The organism is Advenella sp. FME57 (assembly GCF_014897675.1).
In the GTDB taxonomy this organism is placed as follows: Bacteria; Pseudomonadota; Gammaproteobacteria; order Burkholderiales; family Burkholderiaceae_B; genus Advenella.
This window is the reverse complement of sequence record NZ_JABUXU010000001.1, coordinates 179,735-203,211: the sequence shown is the minus strand read 5'-3', so window position 1 is coordinate 203,211 and position 23,477 is coordinate 179,735. Positions and strand designations below refer to the sequence as shown.

Genomic DNA, 23,477 nt, shown 5'->3' with positions numbered 1-23,477 from the left:
ACAGGGAATGTCATGAACGAAAAAGTCTGTGTGGTACGCACCAACTTGTGGATTGATCCGGTTTTTGACCAGTTGCTTACAGAGAACGACAAGGTTGACCTGCGAATCATAGATGTGGCGGCCCCTGAGCAGGAGTGGCACGAAACATTAAAGCACGCCCATTACTATCATGTCTCGGCGGCCAAGGATGAGCTGCCGGCCGGGTTGTTCGTCACAGAAGCACTACTGGCGCACTGTCCCGGGCTCAAAGGCGTTTCTTCGTCCGGTGCCGGCTACGACACAATTGACGTTGCAGCATGCAATGCGCGCAATATTACGGTGGTCAATCAGGCAGGGGGCAACGCCAACTCGGTTGCGGAAATGGCGCTAGGCCTGTTGTTGGCGGTGTCGCGGAAAATCGTGGAGTCTGACCGTACATTGATTGCCCAACAGGCAAGCAGTCGCGAAGCATTGATGGGTCATGAGGTGGCAGGAAAAACGCTGGGCCTGATCGGGATCGGCCACATAGGAGGCCGCTTTGCACAGATGGCAACCGGCCTGGGCATGAATGTGCTGGCGTACGATCCGAATCTGACACCCCAGGATATTGGCTTGCGGCAAGCGCAACCAGTGGCCTTCGACGTGTTGCTTGCGCAGTCTGATATTGTTTCGCTGCATTGCCCACTGAACAATGACACACGTGATATGTTCAATGCCCAGGCGTTTCGTGCAATGAAGCGGGGGGCTATTTTTATTTCGACCGCACGTGGCGGCATTCATAACGAAGAGGACCTGCATGCGTCTTTGCACGATGGACATCTGGCTGGCGCCGGCCTGGATGTCTGGCGCCAGGAGCCGCCGGCAGCGGACAATCCATTACTTGGCCATCCTCGAGTGGTTGCGACGTTTCACACTGCAGGGGTGTCTCATGAGGGCAGGCGCAATGTCGCCCGCATGGCCGCCCAACAACTATTGCTGATGGTAGACGGTAAAACACCACCGCACGTCGTCACTTCCTAGCTGTATCACCAACGGGCTGTCGGCCTTATTAACCAGTCGGCGGGTCGCACACTTATGCTTTTGCATTCTAATAACGGAGACAACTCATGAAATATACACTGACACGCGTCCTTGCCGCGACAGCGCTGGTCTTTGGCGCTACCCAGGCCCATGCCCAATACCCCGAACACGCCATCAGTATGGTGGTGTCGTATGCACCAGGTGGCGGCACTGATCTGGTGGCACGGGCCATTGCTCCCTATATACAGAAGTATCTGGGCGAAGGCGCCAATATTGTGGTGCTCAATCGCCCCGGTGCCGGTGGCGCCATCGGTTTTTCGGAAATCAAGCGAGCCAAGCCAGACGGCTATACCATTGGTTTTGTCAATACGCCAAATATGCTGACTATACCGATTGAACGCAAAGTCAATTACCATTGGCGCGAGTTCGACCTGATCGGCAACTTGATCGATGATCCGGATGGCTTTGCCGTCAGCGGTAAAGGCGATATCAAAACGCTCAAGGATCTTGAAAAATACGCCAAGGAAAATCCCGGCACGGTCACGGTAGGCACCACGGGTGTGGGTTCGGACGACCATCTGGCCATGATGAAATTTGAGAAGCTGACCGGCACAACTTTGAATCACGTGCCTTTCAAGGGCGCCGGCGAAGTGCGTAACGCAATACAGAGCGGGCAGATCATGCTGGCGGCCATGAACGTGGGCGAAGTACTGGCTTATCAAAAGGGCGGCACGGATATCCGTTTGCTGGGTTCGATGAGTCAGCAGCGCAGTGCGCTCGCACCTGAGGTTCCTACCTTCAAAGAGCAAGGGTATGATGTCATCATGGCTTCTTTAAGAGGGATTGCTGCGCCCAAGGGTTTGCCGGAAGAAATAACGACAAAACTCAGGGTAGCGGTGCACAAAGCATCCTCCGACCCGGAATTCATCGCGAAAGCAAAAAAACTGTTTGTCCCGCTACGCTATATGGACAACAAGACCTACCACGATGAACTTGATCAGGCCGAAAAGGAATTCAAGGCTTTGTGGCAGGCGAGTCCCTGGTCCGAGAAAACACAATAATCAGCGAGGGTAGTAATGGCACGAACAGATCGGGCACTTTGTCTGGACGATTTTGAAGCGATGGCGCGGCGGCACTTGCCCAGGCCCATTTTTGAATATATACGGGGCGGTGTCGAGACCAACGCGTCCGTTGAGGACAATCGCCGCGCCTTTCAAGAGTATGCGTTCATTCCCAGGTCCCTGGTGGATGTATCGGCAATCGACACGTCAGTCTCCCTGTTCGGACAGCAATACCGATCGCCGCTGGGCATCGCGCCAATGGGGCTGAGTGCGCTGTCTTCGTATCGGGGCGATCTGGTGCTTGCCCAGGCCGCAGCGCTTGCCGGTGTTCCAATGATTATGAGCGGGTCATCCCTGATTCGTCTGGAAGAAGTGGCGTCCATCGCGCCACAGGCCTGGTTCCAGGCCTATCTGCCAGGGGATGGACAGGAGATTGCCAAGCTTGTCGATCGCGTCGCCCAGGCTGGGTTTGCCACCCTTGTCATTACTGTCGATACGCCCGTTGCTGCAAACCGGGAAAACAACATCCGCGCGGGGTTCTCCACGCCGTTGCGCCCATCGCTGCGGCTGCTGCTGGACGGCTTGACGCATCCGAGCTGGGTGTGCAATACGTTTCTCAGAACTTGCGTCAAACACGGCATGCCACACTTTGAAAATAATTACGCCACCCGAGGCGCACCCATTTTGTCGAAAAATGTATTGCGCGATTACTCGGACCGCGGGCATATCAGCTGGGATCATTTGCGTACGATCAGGAAACAATGGAAAGGAACGCTGATCATCAAAGGTATCCTGTGCAAAGCGGACGCCGCCACTGCAATTGAGATTGGCGTTGACGGCATCATTGTTTCCAATCATGGCGGCCGCCAGCTCGATGGCAGTATTTCGCCCTTGCGTGTATTGCCAGAAATTGCCGATACCGCCGGACATATTCCGGTCATGCTTGACAGCGGAGTGCGTCGCGGCACAGATGTGCTCAAAGCGCTGGCGCTGGGCGCGCGCTGTGTTTTTGTTGGTCGTCCTTTTGCATATGCCACAGCGGCGGGGGGGCAAAATGGCACCGACAGAGCCATTCATTTAATCACAAACGAAATAACACGGGATCTGGGACTGCTTGGTGTTGCCCGTTTGCAGGACCTGTCCCTCGATTGTCTGCGCAGGATCCCTGGCACCTTCGGCTGATGTACTGTTGCGCTTGACATCATCCTGATGCGGGAATAGAGTGCAATTTTTGGAGGAGACAAATCGTGTTATCACAAATGAAATTAACTCGCATCAGCCGGCTTTGTATTGGCGTCAGTGCTGCGCTTGCAATGAGTGCAGCCGTTGCCCAGCCACAGGACGTCAAAGCTACATTGAGCTCGCTTAACGCGTCCAAAGAGGTCAAGGCACTCATGACAGCTTTGGAAAAAGATCATGACCGGACTATTGAAGACCTACGCAGCATTACCGAAGTTGAGGCGCCGCCCTTCAAGGAAAAGACCCGTGCTGAACATGTATTGAAGCGCTTCAAAGCTGTTGGGCTGACAGACACGGCGCTCGATTCAGCAGGCAATGTAGTAGGCATTCGCAAGGGTAGCGGCAAGGGGCCGACAGTGCTTGTATCCGCACACCTTGATACCGTATTTCCTGAAGGCACTGACGTCAAAGTCAAAGAGCAGGATGGCAGACTGCTGGCTCCGGGTATCAGCGACGATACGCGTGGCATCGCCGTCGTCATCTCGTGGATCAAGGCATTGAATGAACACAAAGTGGCTACTGTAGGCGATATTATGTTCGTGGCTAACGTGGGCGAAGAGGGGCTGGGCAATCTGCGTGGCATGAAAGCATTGTTCAAGGAACACAAGAATATTGACGGCATGGTCGGGCTGGAACCCGGTGAGGGCGACAAAGTGCTTATTCAGGGCACTGGCAGCCATCGTTATGAAGTGTCCTTCAAAGGGCCTGGTGGACATAGTTTCGGCGCCTTTGGCAAAGTGCCCAGCGCCATTCATGCAATGGGGCGCGCCATTGCCCATATTGGCGACGTTCAGGTTCCCGCCGATCCCAAGACGACGTTCACGGTGGGCACCGTGGGCGGCGGAACCTCAGTCAATACGATTGCCGGCGATGCAAAAATGGCGGTTGACATTCGTTCGAACGAAACTGCATCGCTTCTGGAAACTGAAAAGAACATTATGGCGGCCATTCAAAAGGGCGTAGAACAGGAGAATGAACGCTGGAAATCCGAGGGTAAAATCACATTCGATACGAAATTGATTGGTGATCGTCCTGCAGGGAAGACGCCAACCGACAGTGTGATCGTCAGGGCAGCGCTGGAGTCGATTGCGCTGGCTGGCGGCAAGGGACAAACCAGAGCCGCCAGCACAGATGCAAACGTGCCAATGAGTCTGAATATTCCTGCAGTCATTTTGGGTAGCGGCGGAAAATCCGGAGGCGCTCATTCCTTGAAAGAATGGTTTGATCCGACCGATGCCTGGAAGGGTTCACAGATCAGCTTTACCACCGTTTTGTCGCTGGTCGGTGTTGAAGGGGTCAGTGAACCGTTGCTCAAACGCGCTGCCAAATAATTGACGCATATGGCGTGCCGTGATTCGAACAACGTGTAGCGGCGGGGCACAGGCCTTTATCTTGATAAGCTAGACTTGACCTGCCTGAGTCATGCACGCCAGCGCCTATAGTAGAAGGTTACGCGAAAACCAGGCGCTGATGCACTGGACCCGGCTGTGCCGGATCGCAGCGGCAGCGTTTTGGTAATCGTTCATCGCATGATGTGAAAACCATGTTTTCCGGATGGAACAATCACCATGATGTTTGACCCGATCACGACATTCGTGTCGATCCTGCCCGGAATGAATGTGTCCTTATCCCGCAAATCGATGCTCGGGCAAGCCTCGCACCCCCAAACCGGTGATGGCGAACACACTGCCGCCCAGTACGCTGTCTGTGGGGAAGCGAGCAAGTGGTGGTTTTGACATGCAGGTCACATATAAAATATCCAGATCGGGCCCGCCAAACATGACGCTTGTCACATTTTTCACTGGCATGGGAATGGTCCGATCAATCGCGCCGTCGGGACGATAGCGAACCAGATTTCCTTCATAGACCTGGGCATTCCACAAGCAGCCTTCCTCATCGACTGTCGAACCGTCGGATGACTTGAAGTGTTCTCCCCGCAGGGTAGTAAACACGCGTTTATTGGATATGGCGCCAGTGCGCTGGTCATAGTCATAAGCCCAAATGTCGCCGCACCACGTGTCAGAGAAATAGAAAGTATTGCCGTCCGGGCTCCAGCATGGACCATTGGACACAATGATATTGTCTTCCAGTTTGTGCACCGTCATGTCCGGATCAAGCCGGTACAGTGCCCCATTGGGGCCTTCTTCCAGTGTGTCCATGCTGCCGAAAATAAACCGGCCCTGTGCGTCGACCTTGCCATCATTCAGGCGGTTATTGACCAGGTCCGGTTCGGGATCAGTAATCAATTGAACCTCACCAGTCTCAAAATCCAGCGCATGAATCCCTCGGGCCAGTGAAACAATGGCCCCGCCATTTTTGCGCAATGCCATCGATCCTATTTTCTGCGGCACCTGCCAGGCACGGATTTCATCTCCCTGAGCCGTTGCACGAAAAACCCGACCATCTGCACTGTCAATCCAGTACAGGCGCTGTTCCTGAACGTCCCAAAGCGGGCCTTCGCCCAGCGTCGTCTTGACATCTACCAGCACTTCAATTTTCATACCAATCTCCTTGGATAAATTGCTTTTTTTCTGTTGACTTCCTGTTCATATCAACCTTGAATGGTTCACATTGCGCTGTGCGCTATCTGGCCCGCTCACGCAGCATCGCGACAGCGCCCAATAACACGATGCCGAATAAAATAGGACGCACAGCATAGGGCAGGCCGCTGCCTGCGAGCAGAATTTGCAGGGTCGTCAAAAGCAGTGCGCCGGCAAGAATGCCCAGGTAGTGTCCGCGGCCGCCAGTAATCAAGCCCCCGCCGATCACGATGACAGCAATGGAGGGAAGCAGATAATCGTCGCCCATTCCCAGGCTGGCCTGCCCGGAAAAACCGGTCAACAGGATGCCGGTAACAGCGGCACACACTGACGACAAGATATAAACCAGAATAAGCACGCGGCGCGTAGGCACGCCGGACAGATAAGCCGCGTTCAAATTACTGCCGGTTGCGTAGATATGACGACCGAAGCGCGTTTTATTTAACAGGATTACGGAGCCGATCACAAATAAAATAAGCAGCACAATTACAGGTGTGATACCGGCAACGCGCGCGGTCATGAGCCAGCTGATCGATGGCGACGGGAATGCGCTGGGTGTACCGCCTGAGTAGAGCAGGGCAATGCCTTGAAGAATCCCGTTGCTCGCCAGTGTGGCAACGATTGGGGAAATGCCGAGAACGGCGACCATCACACCGTTGCTCAGCCCTATCAGTATGCCAACAAGCAGAATCACCGGCAGTGCATAAAGCAACGCTTCATTGGAACCCTGCGTTAACCCAGTAAACAGAATGCCTGACAGTGCAATGGTCCAGGGAATGGACAGATCCAGTCCCCCGGTGAACACCACCACGCCCTGACCCAATGCCAGGATGATCAGGAAGGTTGACAAGACCAGCATCGCGTTCCAGTACGACCATTCGTATACGCTACGCCCCAGCAAAAACTGAGTGGCCACGAGCAGGATCGCCAGGCCGGCGAGCGCGGGTAATGAAATACGCAAGTCCTTCTGATGCTTCTTGAGAAAACTGATGCGACTGTCCGGCAAGCCCGGGCTATTGCCACTCACATCAATGTATTTGGGCTGGTGGCCACGCTGCGAGGCGAGGCGCCCATTGCGCATTGCCTGCCACCGATGCCCGAGTAGTCGGAGAAATTTTCTGAGTTCAGCGTCCTTGCCCAGGCCGCCTATCATGACCGCAACAATGAGCACGACACCCTGGGCGATGGTGGAATAATAAGCAGAGATATTAAACAGCAGCAGAATATTGACAATCAGCATGAGCACAAACGCGCCAAGAACTGATCCAACCGGTCCGCCTTTGCCGCCTCCCAGACGGGTGCCACCAATAACAATTGCGGCAAACACGGAAAGCAGCAGCGAATTGCCGACCAGGGGATCGCCGGCACCGGTCTGCGCGCTGAGAAAAAAACCTGCCAGGCCGTAAAACGCGCCTGCCAGTGTGTAGGTCAGTAAATAGCTGCGCCCCAGCGGGATCCCAACGGCCCGTGCGGCCTCGGGATTGCCGCCGATGGCATACAGGTGCAGGCCAAATGGCGTTCTTTTTATCCACGCCCATACGAGTAGGGAAAGAATAATGAGAAACAGCGAGGCAGGCAAGCGTTCTGGCAACACATCTCCCATCAGATAGGTGCCCAGTGACGTTGGGACTGTCCCACCGGGTGAGTTCATGATCAGTAACGTGATTCCCTGAATGATGAACATGGTCGAGAGCGTGACGACAATAGGCTGAATCCTCGCATAGGCAACGAGCGCGCCATTGACGAGTCCGCACACTGCACCGATCAGTAAGGCCAGCGCAAACGAAACAGCAAAAGCTGCCGGGGTGCTGTCATCAATATAGCCGGCGGCCAGAACGACATTCACAAGTGAAATAATAGCGCCTACCGAAAGATCAAAGCCACCACTTAATATTACCAGCGTACCGCCAAGGGCAGCCAATGCAAGTGTCGTGCCTCCGCTGGCAAGCAAGGAAACATCAAAATAACTGAAACCGGCGCTTGTGGCGATGATGATGGCGAGCAATATCACCAGTACTACAAAGGCCGTGATCAGATTTCCATATTTATGCAACAAGGTGTATTGCTGATTCATTTAATGTGCTCCCGCCTGCCGCAAGTTCCCCATGGCAATGTCCATGATGCGAGTCTCGCCGATGTCGCTTCCCGCTACCGTTTCCCTGATTTCACCTTTGTACATCACATGGACGCGGTGGCTGAGATTGACCACTTCCGGAATCTCGGTCGAATAAAACAGTACAGAGCCACCCATTGCAGCGAAATCGGCAATCAATTCGTACAGTTCGTGTTTGGTGCCGACATCGATGCCACGGGTGGGATCAAACAGCAGGAGTATGCGGCTACGCGCAAGCAGCCATTTGGCAATGACAATTTTCTGCTGATTTCCTCCCGAAAAAGAGGCGGCATCCATCCAGAGTGCCCGACGATCAAGCTCGATCCTTGTAAATACTTTAGCCGCCGACTGCGCTTCATTTTTTTCATCGAGGGCGCCGTATACGCTAAAGCGAGAAAGTACCGGCAGGGATGTATTCTTCAGGCCGCTTTGATTCAAAAGCAGACCCTCTGTTTTTCTGTCTTCCGGCACAAAGCCGATACCGACATGCGGTCTGATGGCATCGACTGGAGACAGTAATGTGAGCGGCTGGCCATCAAGCAGCAATGTTCCGGAGTCCGGCTGTTCAATGCCAAAACACAATTGAAAGAGGTCCAGCTGACCCATGCCCTGCAAGGCAGCAATACCAAGAATTTCACCTTTTTTCAGGTCAATATTGATATCGTTCAATCTTGATGTATGGACATTTTTCAGTGTCAGCACAGATTCGGTCGTCAGCGGCAGTCGTTTCTCCGGATACACTTGGGAGATCGAGCGGCCGACAATTGACTCGACCACTTCCGTGTCCGAAAATGCATCTGCCGGGCGTGTGGCAATATGATGACCATTGCGCAGAATCGACAGATCATCGCAGAACTCGCGTACCTCTTTCATACGATGAGAAATAAATATGATCGTCACGCCCCTGGCCTTGAGTTTGCCGATAATGTCCCCCAGCCAGTTAACGTCCGAAGCAGTTAAGGTGGACGTGGGTTCATCCAGAAGCAGGATCTGTGGCTGGCGAAACAGCGCGCGGGCGATTTCCAGTTTCTGTTGCAAGGCAAGATTGAAGCGATTGACAGGCAGGTCCAGGGAAATAGGAAAACCCAGTTCTTCAAAATGCCGCTCCAATTGCTGGCGCAAAGCGCCGCGCTTGAGCATACCGCTCCGATTGGTTGCCGCGTAGGGCAGCATCATATTATCGAAGACCGACAGATCGGGCAATAGCGTCATTTCCTGAAAGGCGGTCTGTATCCCGGATGCCTGCGCGATGCGCGGCGAGGCAAGCTGCACCTGTTTGTCAAAGATTTCGATCGTGCCCTTTGTAGGTGCAATCAGGCCCGACAGCAGTTTGACGGTCGTTGATTTTCCTGCGCCATTTTCTCCCAACAGTGCGTGAACACGGCCGCGCTTGACTGCAAGGGAAACATCGCTCAGTGCTTTTATTGGTCCGTAGTTCTTTGAGATATCCGACAGACGTAATGCAATGGCGGACTCATTCATGGTGAGCAATTCCAGTATGTGTGTAAAAGAGGCGCACGCGTGGCATGCGCTCATATAAGCATTGGTTTATTGTGCGTCCGGCTCTGATTTGAGTGCTGCGTTAATCCCCAGCCCTTCCGTTTGCTCAGAATAGATCGAGGCGAACCAGCCTGGTTTGCTGACCAGTTCAGGAGAAAAAACGTTGCAGCCATCTTTCAGGTCGTTCCAGCTGCCGTCCTTACACAATTTGATCGTTTCGTTGGTCACTTGCGGTAGGGGCAGTGTGATTTTTTGCGGGAATGTCTTGCCCTCGATGGCCTGTACCGCCAGCTTCAGCGCCAATGCGCCTGAATAGGGCGGAGAGGCATAGGAAATTCTGGGTGCACCCAGAGGGCGATAGCTACCGGTAGCGCCCTCCAGCTGCGTGTCTGCCGGGAGCATCTGCACGCGACCGCCGTTGGAGCCTTCACCGGCACACGGTAGCAGATCCTTGGCGTCTTTGCCTGCTTCCAGCTGCATGGCGTTTGCCGTGTAGCAGCCCACCTGAAGCCACAGTCCATCTATCTGGTCCCAGTTTCTGACGGCGACAATTTTTGATAACTCGGTTCGGGCAACGGCCTGGTTCCACATGCCTGGTGTCTCTGCCACAACTTTCATTTCAGGATGTTTGGCAAAAACTTTCTTGGCCGCTTCGGTTCGATATTTGTCCACCGATGTGCCAGGCACACCCGTTAGCATAACGACGTTGCCTTTGTAGTTCATTTTCTTTGCCAGCCATTCTGCGGTCACCCGTCCGGCCTCGTGCTGGTCGATGGCCACGTTGCGCGCGCACGGCTCGGTGACCTCACCGTCGTAGGCAAAGACCTTTACCCCTTTATTGCAGGCATTCTTGATCACGCGATTCAGTGCAGTGGGAGAGATTGGAAATACGACGATGGCTTCGGCGCCCGCCTGAACCATGGCGTTGATCTGCTGAATCTGTTTTTGCGCATTTTCCCCGGATACCTGGACGTGAAGGTCGACCTTGTCCGCCAGCTCGGGGGTTTTGGCCATGGCTTTGACCATATTGGCCGCTTCAGCCTGCCAGTCATTTCCGATGAAACTCATGCTCAGATAGATCTTGTGCTTTTTTGCTGCCTGAGCGTGCGTCACCGCGCTCAGAGGCGCTAATGTCAATGCCAGCAATGATGCCAGTAGTACAGATTTAGTTTGCATCTTATGTCTCCGGTAAGATCCAACTTCAAATTGAATGAATGTTATTTTTTCGTTGATTTGCCCATTAATATCAGGCTATTGTATGATCTGTGATCACACTATGATTGGACGTTAGCATGAGATTTGCGATACTGTCAACATTTGCAGGGGAAGTATTTCAATGATGGAAATGAGCAATAAATTGAAAAAAGTGGATCGCAGCAAGCTCTCGGATCGGGTGCACACTGAGCTCAGTTCGCTGCTGATTTCAGGACAGCTTTCCCCTGGGGATATGTTCAGTTTACGTGGCCTGGCGGACACGCTTGGGACCAGTGCCATGCCGGTGCGCGAAGCCGTAGGCAGGCTGGTCGCAGAGAGGGCGCTTGAAATTCTCCCGAATCGCGCCATCCGCGTACCACTGATGACCGTCAGTCGATTTCTTGAGTTGCGAACCATCCGTATACAACTGGAGGGGCTGGCAACGGCGCGCGCAGCCGTCAACCGCAGCCAGAAGCAACTGAACCGGATGCAGGATATTCAAATGCAATTCGAGATGGCCCGAAAATCCCTGGAGCCAAATGGAAAAGCAGCAGTCAGGTTGAATAAAAATTTGCATTTTTGCGTATACGACGCGGCTGGCATGCCTATTTTGTTCGACATGATCGAAGTGCTCTGGTTGCAGATCGGTCCGGTTCTCAACTACGATCTGGCGGTCAATTCTGAAAGATTGATTAATCGGCAGGCGCATATTCATCATAAAAATATGGTGGAAGGGATAAAAATGAAGCAGCCTGAGCCGGCCCGTGCTGCCCTGGTGGCAGACTTGATGAGCGCGAGTGAATTGATCATACAGAAAAATGTGCTGTCGCCCGGATAGCTGGCATACTCGCACACTATTGGATTGTCGATTGATATGGTTTGGGCAGCCCTTTACAATTGATCTAGGCCAACCGGAGCACACCATGCCGATATTCCAATACGGAGACACCGAAATTGAATGGCTTAGCAAGCGCGACAAGCGTCTGGCCCAGGCCATTGAACGTATCGGATTGATCGAGCGCAATACGTTACCCGATCTGTTCGCTGCATTGATTCGATGCATTATCGACCAACAGATTTCAACTGCTGCTGCGCGTACGGTCAATGCACGGCTCCTGCAGGTGTGTGGCGGGCAAATGAGCGCCGAGGCTTTGCTGGCAGCGGGGGCAGAAAACCTGCAGCGTTGCGGCACAAGCATGAGAAAAGTGCAATACATGCTTGGCGTGGCCGAGGCGGTCCAATCGGGAGAACTGGATCTGCCAGCCATTGCGGCAATGGATGATGCGCAGGTGATCCAGACGCTTACAAGCTTGAAGGGCATCGGTATCTGGACGGCCGAAATGCTGATGATATTTTCACTTGGCCGCCCAGATGTGTTGAGCTGGGGCGATCTGGCAATTCAACGAGGCATTATGCGTCTGTACAATCACAAGACGCTGCCTCGCGAGCGTTTCGAGCGCTACCGGCGGCGCTATTCACCCTACGGCAGCACTGCATCGCTTTATTTGTGGGCCCTGTCAAAATAATTATTTGATGATTGCGTCTGCTGCTTTGACGGCGGCAGGACGCCTGCACATATTCGCCGAAACACCGGTATGGTTCAAAACAATCCGGCCTTCATCCCTCGGGAAAGTCCCTATATTGACGAATATCGATTAATCACATTAATATGGTTAAACGTTTAATCTAATCTGACGTTTTGTAGTGATTTGCTAGTTATTGTCGTTGCTTTCATCCGCTATTTTCACTAATTACTTAACGATTGCACTGGTTACCAGTCGCGCGCTTAATGCTTCACCTGCGTCATGCGTTCTCATGAACCCGGACTGGTGCTGCGGGCGCACCTTCGAACTGGTCGCGCGCATCCACAACACGAGGCCAATAATGAAAGAGCAGCAGTTTGATTTTGAGAATCTGAAAGGCAGGTTGTATACCGCTGTGCTGTCCGATGTGCTCGATAGCATGGGCTATCGGAACCAGGCAATGTTGCCGTTTGTGCGCCCACTGTCCGAAGAATGCACAATGTTTGGCCGTGCGCGAACAGGCTATTTCATGAACACCTTTTCTGTCGCTCCGGGCGAGAATCCTTATGAACATGAAATCGCCCTCATTGATGATCTGAAACCTGACGATGTCGTCGTACTGGGGTGCGATGGCCCGACAACCCGTATTGCGCCCTGGGGAGAATTGCTCAGTACAGCGTCTCAATACCGCGGCGCAGTCGGCTGCGTGACCGATGGCCTGATAAGGGATATTCGATATATTCGCAAATTGAATTTTTCTGTATTTCATGGCGGGATCGGACCGCTGGATTCGCAGGGCAGGGGCAAGATGATGAATTACGATTTGCCGATTCAATGCGCCGGGGTGACGGTGCGCCTCAATGACCTGGTCTTTGGCGATGCCGATGGGGTCATTGTGATTCCGATCGAGGTAGCAGCGCAGGTGATTGAACAATCATTGGAAAAAGTGGAAAGTGAAAATCACACACGCCAGGAGCTGGCCAAGGGTCTGCTATTGCAGGACGTCTATCAGAAATACGGCGTACTGTAATTTTCCGGGCTTAACCGTAACCTGGGCTTGATGATAGAAGCTGCGGCTGGCAACAGCCCGGCGTGTTTATGACGGTTTACGGCCCGGTCAAACTACCGCTGGCGTTCGGACTTCGGACGTAAACGGAATGAATTAAATGCCAATTGGCATGCAGGTAAGCTTGCAGCTCCTGTCTGGGGATAAAACAAGGACAGATCCCGGCGCAAGAGATGCTTTTTCGGCAGTAATAATGACAGACACGGCTGATATAGCAGGCATGGCAGCGTTAACGCAATGTCGTACCGACCGCCGGTAATACGGGCAGAACCAATGTGTCGAATTCGAAACGGCCATTTTCCAGTCTGGAAAGCAGGGCTTCGCCGCCGGTCTGGCCTAATGTATAGGCCGGCGAATGTACCGATTCCAGTACCGGTTGCAGGGCAGCATTGGCGTCGAATGCATTGAAGCCGGTAATACCGATCTCGCCAGGGACTGGATGGCCACTGTCGGTCAGATGTCGGTAGGCGACGTAGGCCAGCCGGTCATTGGTGCCAATAATAACATCGGGCACGCCGTGCGCTGCCATGGCGGAATCCAGCGCCTGCTGGATAGACTGATGCAGATTCTCGTCACTTGAAATAATCTGATAATTGCATTTGTGTTTATTCAGTACCTTGCATAGTCCTTTTACCCGTGCTTCGATTGCGTGCCACTGCAATTGCGGAGTCAGTATGAAAATCCGCTTTGGGTTACGCAATACGATTTTCTCTGCCAGTGTTTCTGCGCCACCCTGATCGTCCTGGTTGATAAAACAGCAGTCTGCGAGCGATTTTACGGGTTTCTCCTGAAACGCCACGACGGGATGTCCGCTGGCAAGTACCAGATCGAGATAACGCCGACGTCGTGCAATGGGTCCCGATAGCATCAGGCAGATGGCATCAACCACCGATTCCTTCAACAGAAATGATTGTTCGAAGTTCGTCGGCGCAATCCCGTGCAGCAACAGGCCATAGTTATGGCTGCCAAGAAAGTTCGACAGACCGGCAACCAGGTGCGTGGTATAGGGATCAGTAAGAAAGGTGGGCGAATCGTCGACGATCGCCATGCCGACAATATAATTACGCTGCGCGCGCAACTGGCGTCCCGTGCGATTTGGCCGGTAATTCAATTGCTGGATGATACGCTGGACGCGCTCAACCGTTTCTGCGGAAATGCCTTTGTTTATGCCATTGACCACTTTTGAAACCGTGGCAATGGAAACCTTGGCCTGCTGTGCGACGGTTTTTAGCGTGATAGGCTTCATGATCTGCTCGATATCAGAATGAAAAATTATAGCCTACCGTACAGATATGGGGTAGGGATGGTGCTTCCGCCGCGGCGCGATCACTAGATGATCGTCAACGATTATTTTTAGATTGAATTTAATTTAAACTGATTCTAAAAAGGTCATAAGACCAAACTATTGAATTTTAAGCCTGTTTGGATTATTCTCGTTCTACAAAAGGAGACATAAAAATGATCCACCTACCACGGATGCTGCGCGGCATCCTGCTTATGGCCATCATGGGCGTATCCCATGTTCATGCACAAACCTATCCGGAAAAATCGGTAGTCCTGATTAATCCATACGCGGCAGGTGGACCGGCCGATGTGCTTGCCCGTAAACTTGCCTCGGAACTGCGTATTGAACTGGACCATCCGGTTATTGTTGAAAACAAGCCCGGGGCAGCAGCGGCTGTGGGCACGGCCTTTGTGTCCAATGCCAAACCGGATGGCTACACGTTGCTCATGGGCACTTCTGCAGGCCATGTAGTGACGCCATTGCTGCAGAAGGTAGCCTATGACGGCATTGCCGATTTCAGCTTTATTGGTATTGTGACCCGGCAATCGAATATGCTGGTTGTGAATCCTGCGTTGAAGGTGGATAACGTCAAAGAACTGATCGCGTATGCACGTGCCCATCCCAGGCAATTGAATTTCGGCTCAGCCGGTGCAGGTGGTGCGACGCATTTGAGCGGCGAACAGTTCATGCGCAAAACGGGGGTCGAACTGGTACATGTACCCTATAGCGGGGCAGCGCCTGCACTTACCGATCTGATGGGCGGTCAGGTGCAACTGGCATTTCTGAATCTGTCGGCATCACTCCAGTATGTCAAGGATGGTCGTCTGAAAGCGCTGGCGTATGGCGCAGACAAACGCTCACCCTTGTTGCCGGATGTGCCGACCATGCAGGAGGCGGGTGTGCCTGATGCGCAGGTGGCAACCTGGTACAGTCTTGCCGCGCCGCATGGTACGCCAGGAGTTGTCATAGACCGACTGAACAAGGCGCTCATGACAATCAATCGCAAACCCGACTATCAGTCCTTCCTGCGCAACGTCGATGGCGAGCTATTATCGCTGACGCCAGCGCAGGCCACTGATTTCGTCCTTGACGACCAGCGTGTGATGGTCGATCTGCTGCGCGCTATCGGCAATGCCAAATGAAATAGAAAGTACGCCAAAAAGCAATGGCCATGACGATATGCGTCAGGATGCGTACTAGGTCATCCCTTGCAAATAAGACATATGGAGGGTTTATAAACAGACCCGGTGATAATATGCGGATCGCGAAAAGTGGGTAGCGAAAAATTCCGGATCATTGCTCGGCTTGTGCAACTACGGGCGCGGGTGTAGCCGCTTTTTTTGCTTCGTATTCCCGTTTTTTCTGAAGCAACAGGCAATGCAGCATTTCAGATGACAAGCCATGCAACACCAGCCGATGTCCGGCACGCAAGGTGGACATCGGCACCAGTGGGTGATGATTGTTAACCAGCATCAGGTGTTCCGGTGCCTGCAGGATCTGAGCCGCGTATATCCCGATAGTTTCATCAAGCTGCAACGAGTTGGCGGCTCGCCAGAAATCATTGTCGGTCAGCAGCAATTGATACAGCGGGGTAAACAGTTCAATGGCGCTTTGCAGGTCCAGTACATTGCTGCGTGCCCTGGGCATGTCCTGCAAGCGGATGGTTGGTTCATGCAACATTGAAAAATCCGGATCCTCGAGCGGCCCCAGGCGCTTGTCCGCATCAAGCAAGGCCTGATTCAGACGGATGACGAAGTTGTAGAGATTGATATCATGCTTGACGAATACGTGATCTTTCAGATCGTCTATTGTGTCGGGTTCCAATGGGCTTGTCGACACAGGAGCTGGTGAATTGGCCGCAATGAAAGCCAGGATCTGGGACCCAAGATGAAAATGCCGCAAGATCAGCCAATTGGCTTGTGGTGATACGAAACGCTTGAGTCCCCACACGAGGATGCGGTGCAACAGGGCAGACTGGGCCCAGCGCCTTGGCAGAAACGTCTTGACTACCTGGATCAGAATAATGCACAAGCGAGCCAGGGGCCGCAAAAAGGGCAGCAGATATTGGCGCGAACTTGAGCTGGAATCTTCCAGCCAGGCCTGCTTGACCTCATCGGGAAGCGGGGTACTTTGATCAAGGTAGGATGCCAGCCATGGGCTCGGGTCCTCAGGATTATGTTCTTTTTTGAGAAATTCAGGGTGGTCGTTCGTCACGATTCGTACTCTTTTGCATGATGAAATTGCATGAGATAAAGCGCAGCAGTGCGCCGGGCAGTATCCACGATCTGGCGCTCGGCACGGCCGCGATTGTCGCAATCGAGCGCAAGTGACACGGCAACCAGCCAGCGCTGCAGATGATGCTGATCATTATGCCCATGATATTCCAGAAACCGGAAGGCGTCGGCCGGCAGCGGCAGGCTCGCCCTGAGCAATGGGAGCAGGGCAGGGACAATTCGCTGTCCCGTCCCTTCAATAATGTAGATGGCGCCCAGCAGCCCGATGGGGTTGACAGTAGCGGCCAGGCCATGCAGATAGGCATTCAGTGCTTCGCCGCCGGGGTTGCGGCGTAATGCTTCAATATCGGCTACAGGTCCGCCCGCCTTGCGGTAATCTTCGAAAAGGATTTGAAAATCATTTTGCTCTTCGCCCGCATGCAGGTTGATCAGGTCTGCCAGCGGTGCGTACTGGCCCGACAGCGAACCGGTTGCCTCGCGCATCCATTTGGTGCCTTCGCGTACTTGTGGAATCCAGTGGGCCGTCCAGTTGATATAGTCCTGCGTGTCAAAGCGGCGTTCCCGTAATGCGCTGACAAGGGGCGTGCGCCAGACCCGGGAGCGGTAATCGTGCCAAATTGTGGCCAATTCAGTCAGCAACGGGGCCAGGCCTTGTGGCGCCTGGGCCGGGTCGTGAGGCGGGCCGATCGCTTCGGCGTCCAGGGTGTCCGAAAGCTCCTGCGATCGGGCCTGGCCAGCTATTCCGGTAGTGAACGCCGCAGCGGGTTCATCAGATACATATGCGTTGGTTGGTTGTGACCGCAACAGCATGTCCTGCCTTGATGCTGCATCGTCTGTCTCCACTTCCAGCAGCATGTAGGCAGTCATGAACCGGCCTGATTCGGGTACATAGCACAGGATCTGATCACCGGCAGTCAGCGTTTTGGTTTGTAGAAATTCAGCCAGCATGATCAGTATTGAAGCAGCGCCGGTATTGCCGCGCCAGGCCAGGTTACTGAACCAGCGTTCGCGGGCAATCGATAGACCAGCCTGATCCAGCAGATCTTCGACCACCGGGATGAATTTTTCAGAGGAATAATGGCACAGAAAGTGGCTGATGCGGGCGGGGTCGACCCACTTGTCGCGCACCAGCTTGACGTATTCGTGAATGCCGATATCGAACAGGTGCGGCAACAGTCTGATGTCCTGGCGCAGGGCCAGGGCGCCATCGGCTTCGGCATCTGCCCAGGACGGATAGTCAAGATGGCCACGCTGGCGATCGGCCGACAAGCCCAATTGCATGCAGACCGGATAGTCACCAGAGAAAGAGCGCTGGTGTATCCATTTGAGCCTGATGCGCAGGCCCGGCAGAATCGATTTGCCCGCCTGGTCGATGCCCGACAACAGGACTGCGCCGGCGCCATCGGATAACATCCAGCGCAGGAAATGCGCGTCAAAATCGGCATCATAGCCACGGGAGGCGAACCGGGAACGCTTGAACAGACGCGACGGCATTTCGCTGGCCACCGCGATGCCGTGCGTGTGAGCGCCGGCCTGTATACCCTGGGCAACTGCCTGAATGGCAGCAACCCCGGCCGCACAGATACCGTGGATTGATATCGTTTCCATGGGCGGGGCAGACAGCTGGCCCTGGATCATGTTGGCAAAACCCGGCATGAGCGTGTCGCCGCCGGAAGAGCCGCTGGCAAGCAGCGATATATCTGACAGCGTCAGTTGTCCTCGTTGCAGGCAATCTGTCACCGCCGCAGATGCAAGCATGGCATTGGAGTGCGTCGTATTGCCGTCGGAATCAATTGCGTAATAACGCTGCTTGATGCCATTTTCTGCAAGAATGCGCTGCTTGATCCGGCCGGAGATACGGTTAAGCGGTGCGATGTACTGGTCCATCGGCTCGTTCTCTACCGGGTCTCCAGGTAAAAAATAACTGGCTTGCTGCAAAAACACTTGGTCAAATTGAATAGGCATAATCAGGCCATCAGGAAGTGGGCGGGGGCAGGTGATTGGTGCGGGGACACATCAGCGATTGACTGCGAAAGCGCGGGTTGAGCGTTCCCTTAACAAAGGTGCGTATCATATAACTTATCAGCCCGCGTTCAAGCAATGCAGGATGAACCTGGCTGCGATACTGGTTTTTGTGCAAGCGCGTCAGCAGCGACCAGTGGGCGCGGGAGTGTTCGTGATGCGCGGTGTGCAGGCCGATATTAAATAGAAGGGGATTGACCCATCCTTCGAAATTTCGGGCGTAGGCAAGTGGCAATTGCGTTTTGCGACTTTGCACAGAGCCGTCGGCATGAGCGTGTTGCAGATAATTGGTGGCCAGTAACCAGTGTAGCCCGTGCAACTGCGGGATAATGACAAGCAGAATGGCTTTGCCCGGGTTGATCGTCAGCAGCGTTGCCCAGAGCAGGAACCAGAATGCGTACTGGCGCAAGCAATAGCGCCAGACGCCCGGCTGATGACGACGTAATCTGCCAAGCCAATGATAAATGGCCGGATACAGCACACCGATTGCCTGGAACGGATGCAGCACGTAGCCGGGCAGGGTATTGGTGTCGCCTGCGGCAAACCGATAGGTGCGCGCGATATCCCGTTCACTATGTTTATGCCGATGATGATTAGCCACATGCGTCGGGAAAAAGACGCAACTCGGATGTCCTTGCAACAGCGTAATAAGCAAATCAGTACAGCGGTTGGCTCGCTTGCCGTGCCACATGCGCAGATGGGTATGGTTGTGATGGATAACGCCAATGCCCAACGTTAGAAACAGCAGGATTGGATACAGCAGCACAGAAAAGCCGTAGATCCATTGCCAAACCACAAGTGCCGGTAATGCCAGCATGTACAGCAGGCTTTGCCAATCTCTGGCATATTTCAATCGAGGCAGGCCAGATTGCCGCTGGCAAGCGGGTCCACGTTTGGGACCGGATTGATCATGCAGCAGCGTCATCTTGTACCCGCACCCATCGAATCTGGCTGCTTGCGCTTTGCCAGTCGGTCAATGACAGTGCGCGCTGCATCCGCTTCAAGGCGTGTGCCAAAAAGTCGGTCCATGAACGTGAACTGAAAACCGTAATTGCCGTTATAGCAGGCGTGATGCAAGTGATGGCGGCGGCTCGCAGCAAACCAGTGCGCATAAGAGACGCCCGGGAAAAAATCGTAGTTGGCATGGCCAACACAATTGAAGAACAGGCTAAACAGCGGAACCGAAAACAGCGCCCAGAAACTGAAATCGTGTAAAAGCATGGGCAACAGAATCACATTGCCCAGCATGAGGGCTTCAATGGGATGAAAGCTATAGGTGGCAAACGGCGTTGTAACCACCGAGCGGTGATGCGGCAAATGAAACCGGCGCAGCCACCGAGTGTGCAGCAGCCTGTGGTTGAGCCAGAAATGGGCGTCGTTCCAGATGGCAAGAACGAGAATTTCAAGGAAAATCTGCCATCCGGAAGGATTCGGGTCCAAAGAGGCCCATCCCAGCTGGAGCAGCCCCCAGGGGAAAATCATGCCAATGCCAAAAATAAGAACCGACAACCCAGACCAGGTAAACTCATGGCGCAATTGGGCGGCAGTGAGTGCGCGTGGGTCCAGAGTGCGGCCAAGGCCCAGCGCCGGCAATAGATGTCGGGTCAAAGCCCAAGTGATGCTACCGAAGACCAGGTAAATACCGCCGAAAAACAGCAGCCCCCATAGGATAACTTGCGATGCGGACAGCGATTGAAAGACTTGACCCATAATTGATGTGAGGTGACTTATGTCACTTGTTAATTGACCGCGCAAGAACGCGTTGTATTTTAAGTTGCAATAATAATAGCCGGTATTCAGATGTTTGGTGCAATGCTACAGGTAGCCATCGGCATATACGCACCGCGTGCCAAGCAAAGGCGATCAATTGTTTTGAACCCTTGGGCTGTGTGATTATCGATCCGGCAGCGTTATTGTGCAGCAGCCGTGTACATGGCAAGCGCTTAATAAGGCACTTGGTGCAAATATCCGGGCAAGCCTCAAGGTTGTATCAGGGTTTTCTGTTGTTATACGCTAATGGGTTGGGGTTGATTTCGTGGCTCTAATATTCGCATAATATATATTATGTAAAGTTATATATTTGGTTGGGCCTACCGTGTGACGATGACGAGTGATTATTGACTTTCTACCCAATACACCAGCGGCCTCATCTGTGTCCTCTAGGACCATGTAGTTAATGCAATCCCGACTACACCGATTACGCTTCTTATCATTGATTAAAAATTACCGCCGCACCATGCGCCATACAAGCGGTCAAAGCCAAGCCTCATATTTTCTGCCTGGAGTGCATTGTTTTGCCCGATAACTAACAGAAACACCGACACCCGTTCTACTTCTTGCCAGAATCGGCGCCATTCATGAAAAAATCGAAGGCCTGGGCGAACTGCTGACTTAAAGATTGTTCCGGATCGGCCAGCCACTCCATTAACGCGGACAGGTAAAGATAGTGCAGATACCTGGCCAGCCGGTCTGCCGGAATCAATGAAGCGATTTCGTCCGTTTTTTGCGCGGCCTTGATCAATTGCGCATACACCGGAATGAGGTCTGATGGTGCGGCGCCCTGTCCTCCTGGCAAACCATGAAACCGGTATCGAATGTAGGGCGCGGCGAATGATTGATGCTTTTCCCACCAGGCGGCAGAGGCGTTCAAAATGATAGCCACCCGCTCCACAAACGAGGAACGAGTCAGCACCTGATTAACCAGAGGCCCGAGCGCGTCACTCAATTGGGTATGTATCCAGTAAACCAGTACGGCATCTTTGACAGCAAAATGGTTATATAGCGTTCCTCGCGCCACGTCAGATTCAGTCGCTATTTGCTCCATGGTGACCGATTCGTAGCCATGCTTTTCGAACAAAGCCACCGCGATCTGCGCGATGTGTGCTTGCGTCCGTTGGCGCTTACGTGTAATACGATCGGTCATTTTTGCACCATATAAATAAACAATGTATAGTATTGAACATTGTTTATTTATTGTCAACGCCAAATGCCCACATCTGTGAACGTTCCGACTGTTGTCATTGGCGCCGGTCTGGCCGGCCTGGCAGCCAGCCTGGCACTGGCCCGCGCTGGCCACAACGTCGTGCTGGTCGAAGCCGGCGAGACATTCGGCGGCTGTTGCTCTGCCACGCACATTGATGGTTTTACCTTCAATAATGGTGCCATGTATGTAGCGGTGCCCTCTTTACTGCGGCATGGTTTCCAACGACTGGGTCTGGATTTCGAGGCGCTGGTTCCGCTTCAGGGCATCACGCGTCCGATGCAATCACACCTGGATGATGGCACCGTTGTGCATCTGACCGACGCCAGCAATTCATGGGTTGCGGGTCCAAGGGGCGAACAACGCGAACAATCGACCCAGATTTTGCGAGTCGGGCTCAATCGTCTGCAAACACAGTGGGGGCCAATTTATCGCAAGCTGATTCACGAAATTCTGCCGCAAGAGCCGTCGTTGTGGCATTCGCTGCGCCACCTTGGGTTATATCTGCCGCGCATGGGCGGCCGCGTCGATTCACTCATCAAGACGTATTTTCCCGATGTCGGACTGCAGGCTGCCGTGAGTGCCACATTGTTGTACACCGGAATCGCTGCAGATAAGCTGCCTGCCACTCAAATCATCGGCCTGCTGGCGTTGCTCGAAGAGGGCTTCCATTTGCCCAGTGGCGGCATGAGCGCTATTGGTGAAGCGTTATATCGTCATTTGCCGCCGTCGAATGTGTCGATCCGTTGGGGCCAACGGGTCGTGCGCATAGAGATGGCGGCAGACAAAGTATGTGCTGTGGTTCTGACTAATGGAGAACGATTGCAGACGCAGCGTATCTTGACGACAATCTCTGGTTTTGATGTCGTGCGCAACCTGTTACCGCAAAATGCAGTACCGCAACCCTTGACCCGCATCGCAAACCGTACGTCGTTGTCCCACCGCGCTGTGTCGATCCAGCTGGGTTGCTCTGGTGTTGAGTTCCCCAACTCGTTCATGATTAATCACGTGCCCGGCATGGAACATCAAGGGCGGATGCACAGAACCGTAACCACGCGACCTGACTATTGTTCCTATAGCGTGCCTACGCAGGTGTTGCCGGATCTTGCTCCGGATGGAAAACAGATCATTGAAATGTTTGCACCGGTGTCGAGTGTGGATAGTGCCTCGGGCTGGACGCCGCAAATGACGGACAAGGCCGTGCAGCTTCACGTTGACGCTTTAAGGCATCGAATGCCCGGCATGCAAATTGAATCCATGCGCGTGATGGATCCTGATGGATTTGTTCGCCAGCGCCACCTATATGAAGGCGCACTCTATGGCGTCGCACCGGGAACCCCGCCCCATCATTTTTTTCCACATCGTTCTGGTATCGGGGGGCTTTACCTGGCGGGTCAGACCACATTTCCCGGATACGGCGTGTCCACCGCCGTTTGGTCAGGCATACAAGCTGCTCATGCCATGATTCAGGATAAACAACGCAGGCCACGACGCTGACAAAGCAAACTGTGGGAATCTGCGGAAGGATCCGCTTGCAGCATGGTTAACGAAAGCTCACACGAACCGCAACACAGCGGCGCGATTTCCGATTTCTACTGAATAAACCGCACTTTGATCCGGTGATACAAAAGTTTCAACTGAAATACTGTGTAATCATGCTACTATTTTTTCGGTTCGCCTGTTCTGTCTGTCGATGCTGGCCTGTGCCGTCGTAAAGGCGT

19 protein-coding genes are annotated in these 23,477 nt (G+C 53.5%); 9 read left to right on the top strand and 10 right to left on the bottom strand.

The features are described from left to right. Positions 1-12 precede the first annotated feature (12 nt). The 4 genes from INT32_RS00875 (at position 13) to INT32_RS00860 (ending at position 4,630) form a co-directional block, all read left to right on the top strand. Positions 13-999: an NAD(P)-dependent oxidoreductase gene (locus INT32_RS00875; protein WP_193086846.1), complete on the top strand. Its 987-nt coding sequence runs from the start codon at positions 13-15 to the stop codon at positions 997-999. Positions 1,000-1,085: 86 nt separating this feature from the next. After that, positions 1,086-2,060, top strand: coding sequence for a tripartite tricarboxylate transporter substrate binding protein (locus INT32_RS00870; protein ID WP_193086845.1), 975 nt, complete (start codon positions 1,086-1,088; stop codon positions 2,058-2,060). A gap of 15 nt (positions 2,061-2,075) precedes the next feature. Beyond that, a complete protein-coding gene (locus INT32_RS00865) occupies positions 2,076-3,242 on the top strand; it encodes an alpha-hydroxy acid oxidase (RefSeq protein WP_193086844.1) in 1,167 nt (388 codons plus the stop codon). A 77-nt stretch (positions 3,243-3,319) separates the two neighbouring features. Further along, on the top strand, positions 3,320-4,630 hold the full coding sequence (locus tag INT32_RS00860; protein ID WP_193086843.1) for a M20/M25/M40 family metallo-hydrolase: 1,311 nt from the start codon (positions 3,320-3,322) through the stop codon (positions 4,628-4,630). Positions 4,631-4,924: 294 nt separating this feature from the next. Here INT32_RS00860 and INT32_RS00855 read toward each other — a convergent pair whose 3' ends face one another. The 4 genes from INT32_RS00855 to INT32_RS00840 all read right to left on the bottom strand — a co-directional run bounded on the left by INT32_RS00855 (position 4,925) and on the right by INT32_RS00840 (position 10,628). Then, positions 4,925-5,800 (bottom strand): SMP-30/gluconolactonase/LRE family protein, encoded by an 876-nt coding sequence (locus INT32_RS00855; protein ID WP_193086842.1) that lies wholly within the window; start codon positions 5,798-5,800, stop codon positions 4,925-4,927. A gap of 82 nt (positions 5,801-5,882) precedes the next feature. Beyond that, positions 5,883-7,913, bottom strand: coding sequence for an ABC transporter permease (locus tag INT32_RS00850; RefSeq protein WP_226816365.1), 2,031 nt, complete (start codon positions 7,911-7,913; stop codon positions 5,883-5,885). Further along, positions 7,914-9,434: a sugar ABC transporter ATP-binding protein gene (locus INT32_RS00845; RefSeq protein ID WP_193086841.1), complete on the bottom strand. Its 1,521-nt coding sequence runs from the start codon at positions 9,432-9,434 to the stop codon at positions 7,914-7,916. A gap of 66 nt (positions 9,435-9,500) precedes the next feature. Continuing rightward, a complete protein-coding gene (locus tag INT32_RS00840; RefSeq protein ID WP_193086840.1) occupies positions 9,501-10,628 on the bottom strand; it encodes a sugar ABC transporter substrate-binding protein in 1,128 nt (375 codons plus the stop codon). 160 nt (positions 10,629-10,788) lie between these two features. On the opposite strand from INT32_RS00840, the gene INT32_RS00835 reads away from it, so the two are divergent. From INT32_RS00835 to INT32_RS00825, 3 genes are all read left to right on the top strand, one after another. Beyond that, positions 10,789-11,484 carry a GntR family transcriptional regulator gene (locus INT32_RS00835; RefSeq protein WP_193086839.1) on the top strand — a complete coding sequence of 232 codons (696 nt, stop codon included), beginning with the start codon at positions 10,789-10,791 and terminating at the stop codon, positions 11,482-11,484. 85 nt (positions 11,485-11,569) lie between these two features. After that, positions 11,570-12,172, top strand: coding sequence for a DNA-3-methyladenine glycosylase (locus tag INT32_RS00830; RefSeq protein ID WP_193086838.1), 603 nt, complete (start codon positions 11,570-11,572; stop codon positions 12,170-12,172). A gap of 358 nt (positions 12,173-12,530) precedes the next feature. Next, entirely contained in the window at positions 12,531-13,199 is a 669-nt protein-coding gene (locus INT32_RS00825) for an RraA family protein (RefSeq protein WP_193086837.1), read from the top strand. A 265-nt stretch (positions 13,200-13,464) separates the two neighbouring features. Here the strand turns inward: INT32_RS00825 and INT32_RS00820 are convergent, their stop codons facing one another. Then, positions 13,465-14,481, bottom strand: coding sequence for a LacI family DNA-binding transcriptional regulator (locus tag INT32_RS00820; RefSeq protein ID WP_193086836.1), 1,017 nt, complete (start codon positions 14,479-14,481; stop codon positions 13,465-13,467). Between the two features lie 212 nt (positions 14,482-14,693). On the opposite strand from INT32_RS00820, the gene INT32_RS00815 reads away from it, so the two are divergent. Beyond that, complete coding sequence (locus INT32_RS00815) at positions 14,694-15,662, top strand: tripartite tricarboxylate transporter substrate binding protein (RefSeq protein ID WP_193086835.1); 969 nt, start codon at positions 14,694-14,696, stop codon at positions 15,660-15,662. Positions 15,663-15,813: 151 nt separating this feature from the next. On the opposite strand, the gene INT32_RS00810 is transcribed toward INT32_RS00815, so the two are convergent. The 5 genes from INT32_RS00810 to INT32_RS00790 all read right to left on the bottom strand — a co-directional run bounded on the left by INT32_RS00810 (position 15,814) and on the right by INT32_RS00790 (position 21,699). After that, positions 15,814-16,734, bottom strand: a complete 921-nt coding sequence (locus INT32_RS00810) for a hypothetical protein (RefSeq protein WP_193086834.1) — start codon at positions 16,732-16,734, stop codon at positions 15,814-15,816. Continuing rightward, on the bottom strand, positions 16,731-18,719 hold the full coding sequence (locus tag INT32_RS00805; protein WP_193086833.1) for an iron-containing redox enzyme family protein: 1,989 nt from the start codon (positions 18,717-18,719) through the stop codon (positions 16,731-16,733). Before INT32_RS00805 ends, INT32_RS00810 begins: the two co-directional genes overlap by 4 nt. Positions 18,720-18,729: 10 nt before the next feature. After that, positions 18,730-19,701 carry a fatty acid desaturase gene (locus INT32_RS00800; RefSeq protein ID WP_193086832.1) on the bottom strand — a complete coding sequence of 324 codons (972 nt, stop codon included), beginning with the start codon at positions 19,699-19,701 and terminating at the stop codon, positions 18,730-18,732. Next, positions 19,698-20,486, bottom strand: coding sequence for a sterol desaturase family protein (locus tag INT32_RS00795; protein WP_193086831.1), 789 nt, complete (start codon positions 20,484-20,486; stop codon positions 19,698-19,700). Before INT32_RS00795 ends, INT32_RS00800 begins: the two co-directional genes overlap by 4 nt. A 619-nt stretch (positions 20,487-21,105) precedes the next feature. After that, on the bottom strand, positions 21,106-21,699 hold the full coding sequence (locus tag INT32_RS00790; RefSeq protein ID WP_193086830.1) for a TetR/AcrR family transcriptional regulator: 594 nt from the start codon (positions 21,697-21,699) through the stop codon (positions 21,106-21,108). A 75-nt stretch (positions 21,700-21,774) separates the two neighbouring features. Here INT32_RS00790 and INT32_RS00785 point away from each other — a divergent pair, with 75 nt between their 5' ends. Then, positions 21,775-23,253 (top strand): phytoene desaturase family protein, encoded by a 1,479-nt coding sequence (locus INT32_RS00785; protein WP_370540146.1) that lies wholly within the window; start codon positions 21,775-21,777, stop codon positions 23,251-23,253. Positions 23,254-23,477 lie beyond the last annotated feature (224 nt).

Bases quoted from the DNA above. Each gene is read 5' to 3' on its own strand.
- INT32_RS00875 (WP_193086846.1), top strand. From the start codon at position 13: ATGAACGAAAAAGTCTGTGTGGTACGCACCAACTTGTGGATTGATCCG.
- INT32_RS00855 (WP_193086842.1), bottom strand. From the start codon at position 5,800: ATGAAAATTGAAGTGCTGGTAGATGTCAAGACGACGCTGGGCGAAGGC.
- INT32_RS00840 (WP_193086840.1), bottom strand. From the start codon at position 10,628: ATGCAAACTAAATCTGTACTACTGGCATCATTGCTGGCATTGACATTA.
- INT32_RS00825 (WP_193086837.1), top strand. From the start codon at position 12,531: ATGAAAGAGCAGCAGTTTGATTTTGAGAATCTGAAAGGCAGGTTGTAT.
- INT32_RS00850 (WP_226816365.1), bottom strand. From the start codon at position 7,913: ATGAATCAGCAATACACCTTGTTGCATAAATATGGAAATCTGATCACG.
- INT32_RS00800 (WP_193086832.1), bottom strand. From the start codon at position 19,701: ATGACGCTGCTGCATGATCAATCCGGTCCCAAACGTGGACCCGCTTGC.
- INT32_RS00790 (WP_193086830.1), bottom strand. From the start codon at position 21,699: ATGACCGATCGTATTACACGTAAGCGCCAACGGACGCAAGCACACATC.
- INT32_RS00870 (WP_193086845.1), top strand. From the start codon at position 1,086: ATGAAATATACACTGACACGCGTCCTTGCCGCGACAGCGCTGGTCTTT.
- INT32_RS00845 (WP_193086841.1), bottom strand. From the start codon at position 9,434: ATGAATGAGTCCGCCATTGCATTACGTCTGTCGGATATCTCAAAGAAC.
- INT32_RS00835 (WP_193086839.1), top strand. From the start codon at position 10,789: ATGATGGAAATGAGCAATAAATTGAAAAAAGTGGATCGCAGCAAGCTC.
- INT32_RS00795 (WP_193086831.1), bottom strand. From the start codon at position 20,486: ATGGGTCAAGTCTTTCAATCGCTGTCCGCATCGCAAGTTATCCTATGG.
- INT32_RS00820 (WP_193086836.1), bottom strand. From the start codon at position 14,481: ATGAAGCCTATCACGCTAAAAACCGTCGCACAGCAGGCCAAGGTTTCC.
- INT32_RS00860 (WP_193086843.1), top strand. From the start codon at position 3,320: ATGAAATTAACTCGCATCAGCCGGCTTTGTATTGGCGTCAGTGCTGCG.
- INT32_RS00815 (WP_193086835.1), top strand. From the start codon at position 14,694: ATGATCCACCTACCACGGATGCTGCGCGGCATCCTGCTTATGGCCATC.
- INT32_RS00805 (WP_193086833.1), bottom strand. From the start codon at position 18,719: ATGCCTATTCAATTTGACCAAGTGTTTTTGCAGCAAGCCAGTTATTTT.
- INT32_RS00830 (WP_193086838.1), top strand. From the start codon at position 11,570: ATGCCGATATTCCAATACGGAGACACCGAAATTGAATGGCTTAGCAAG.
- INT32_RS00865 (WP_193086844.1), top strand. From the start codon at position 2,076: ATGGCACGAACAGATCGGGCACTTTGTCTGGACGATTTTGAAGCGATG.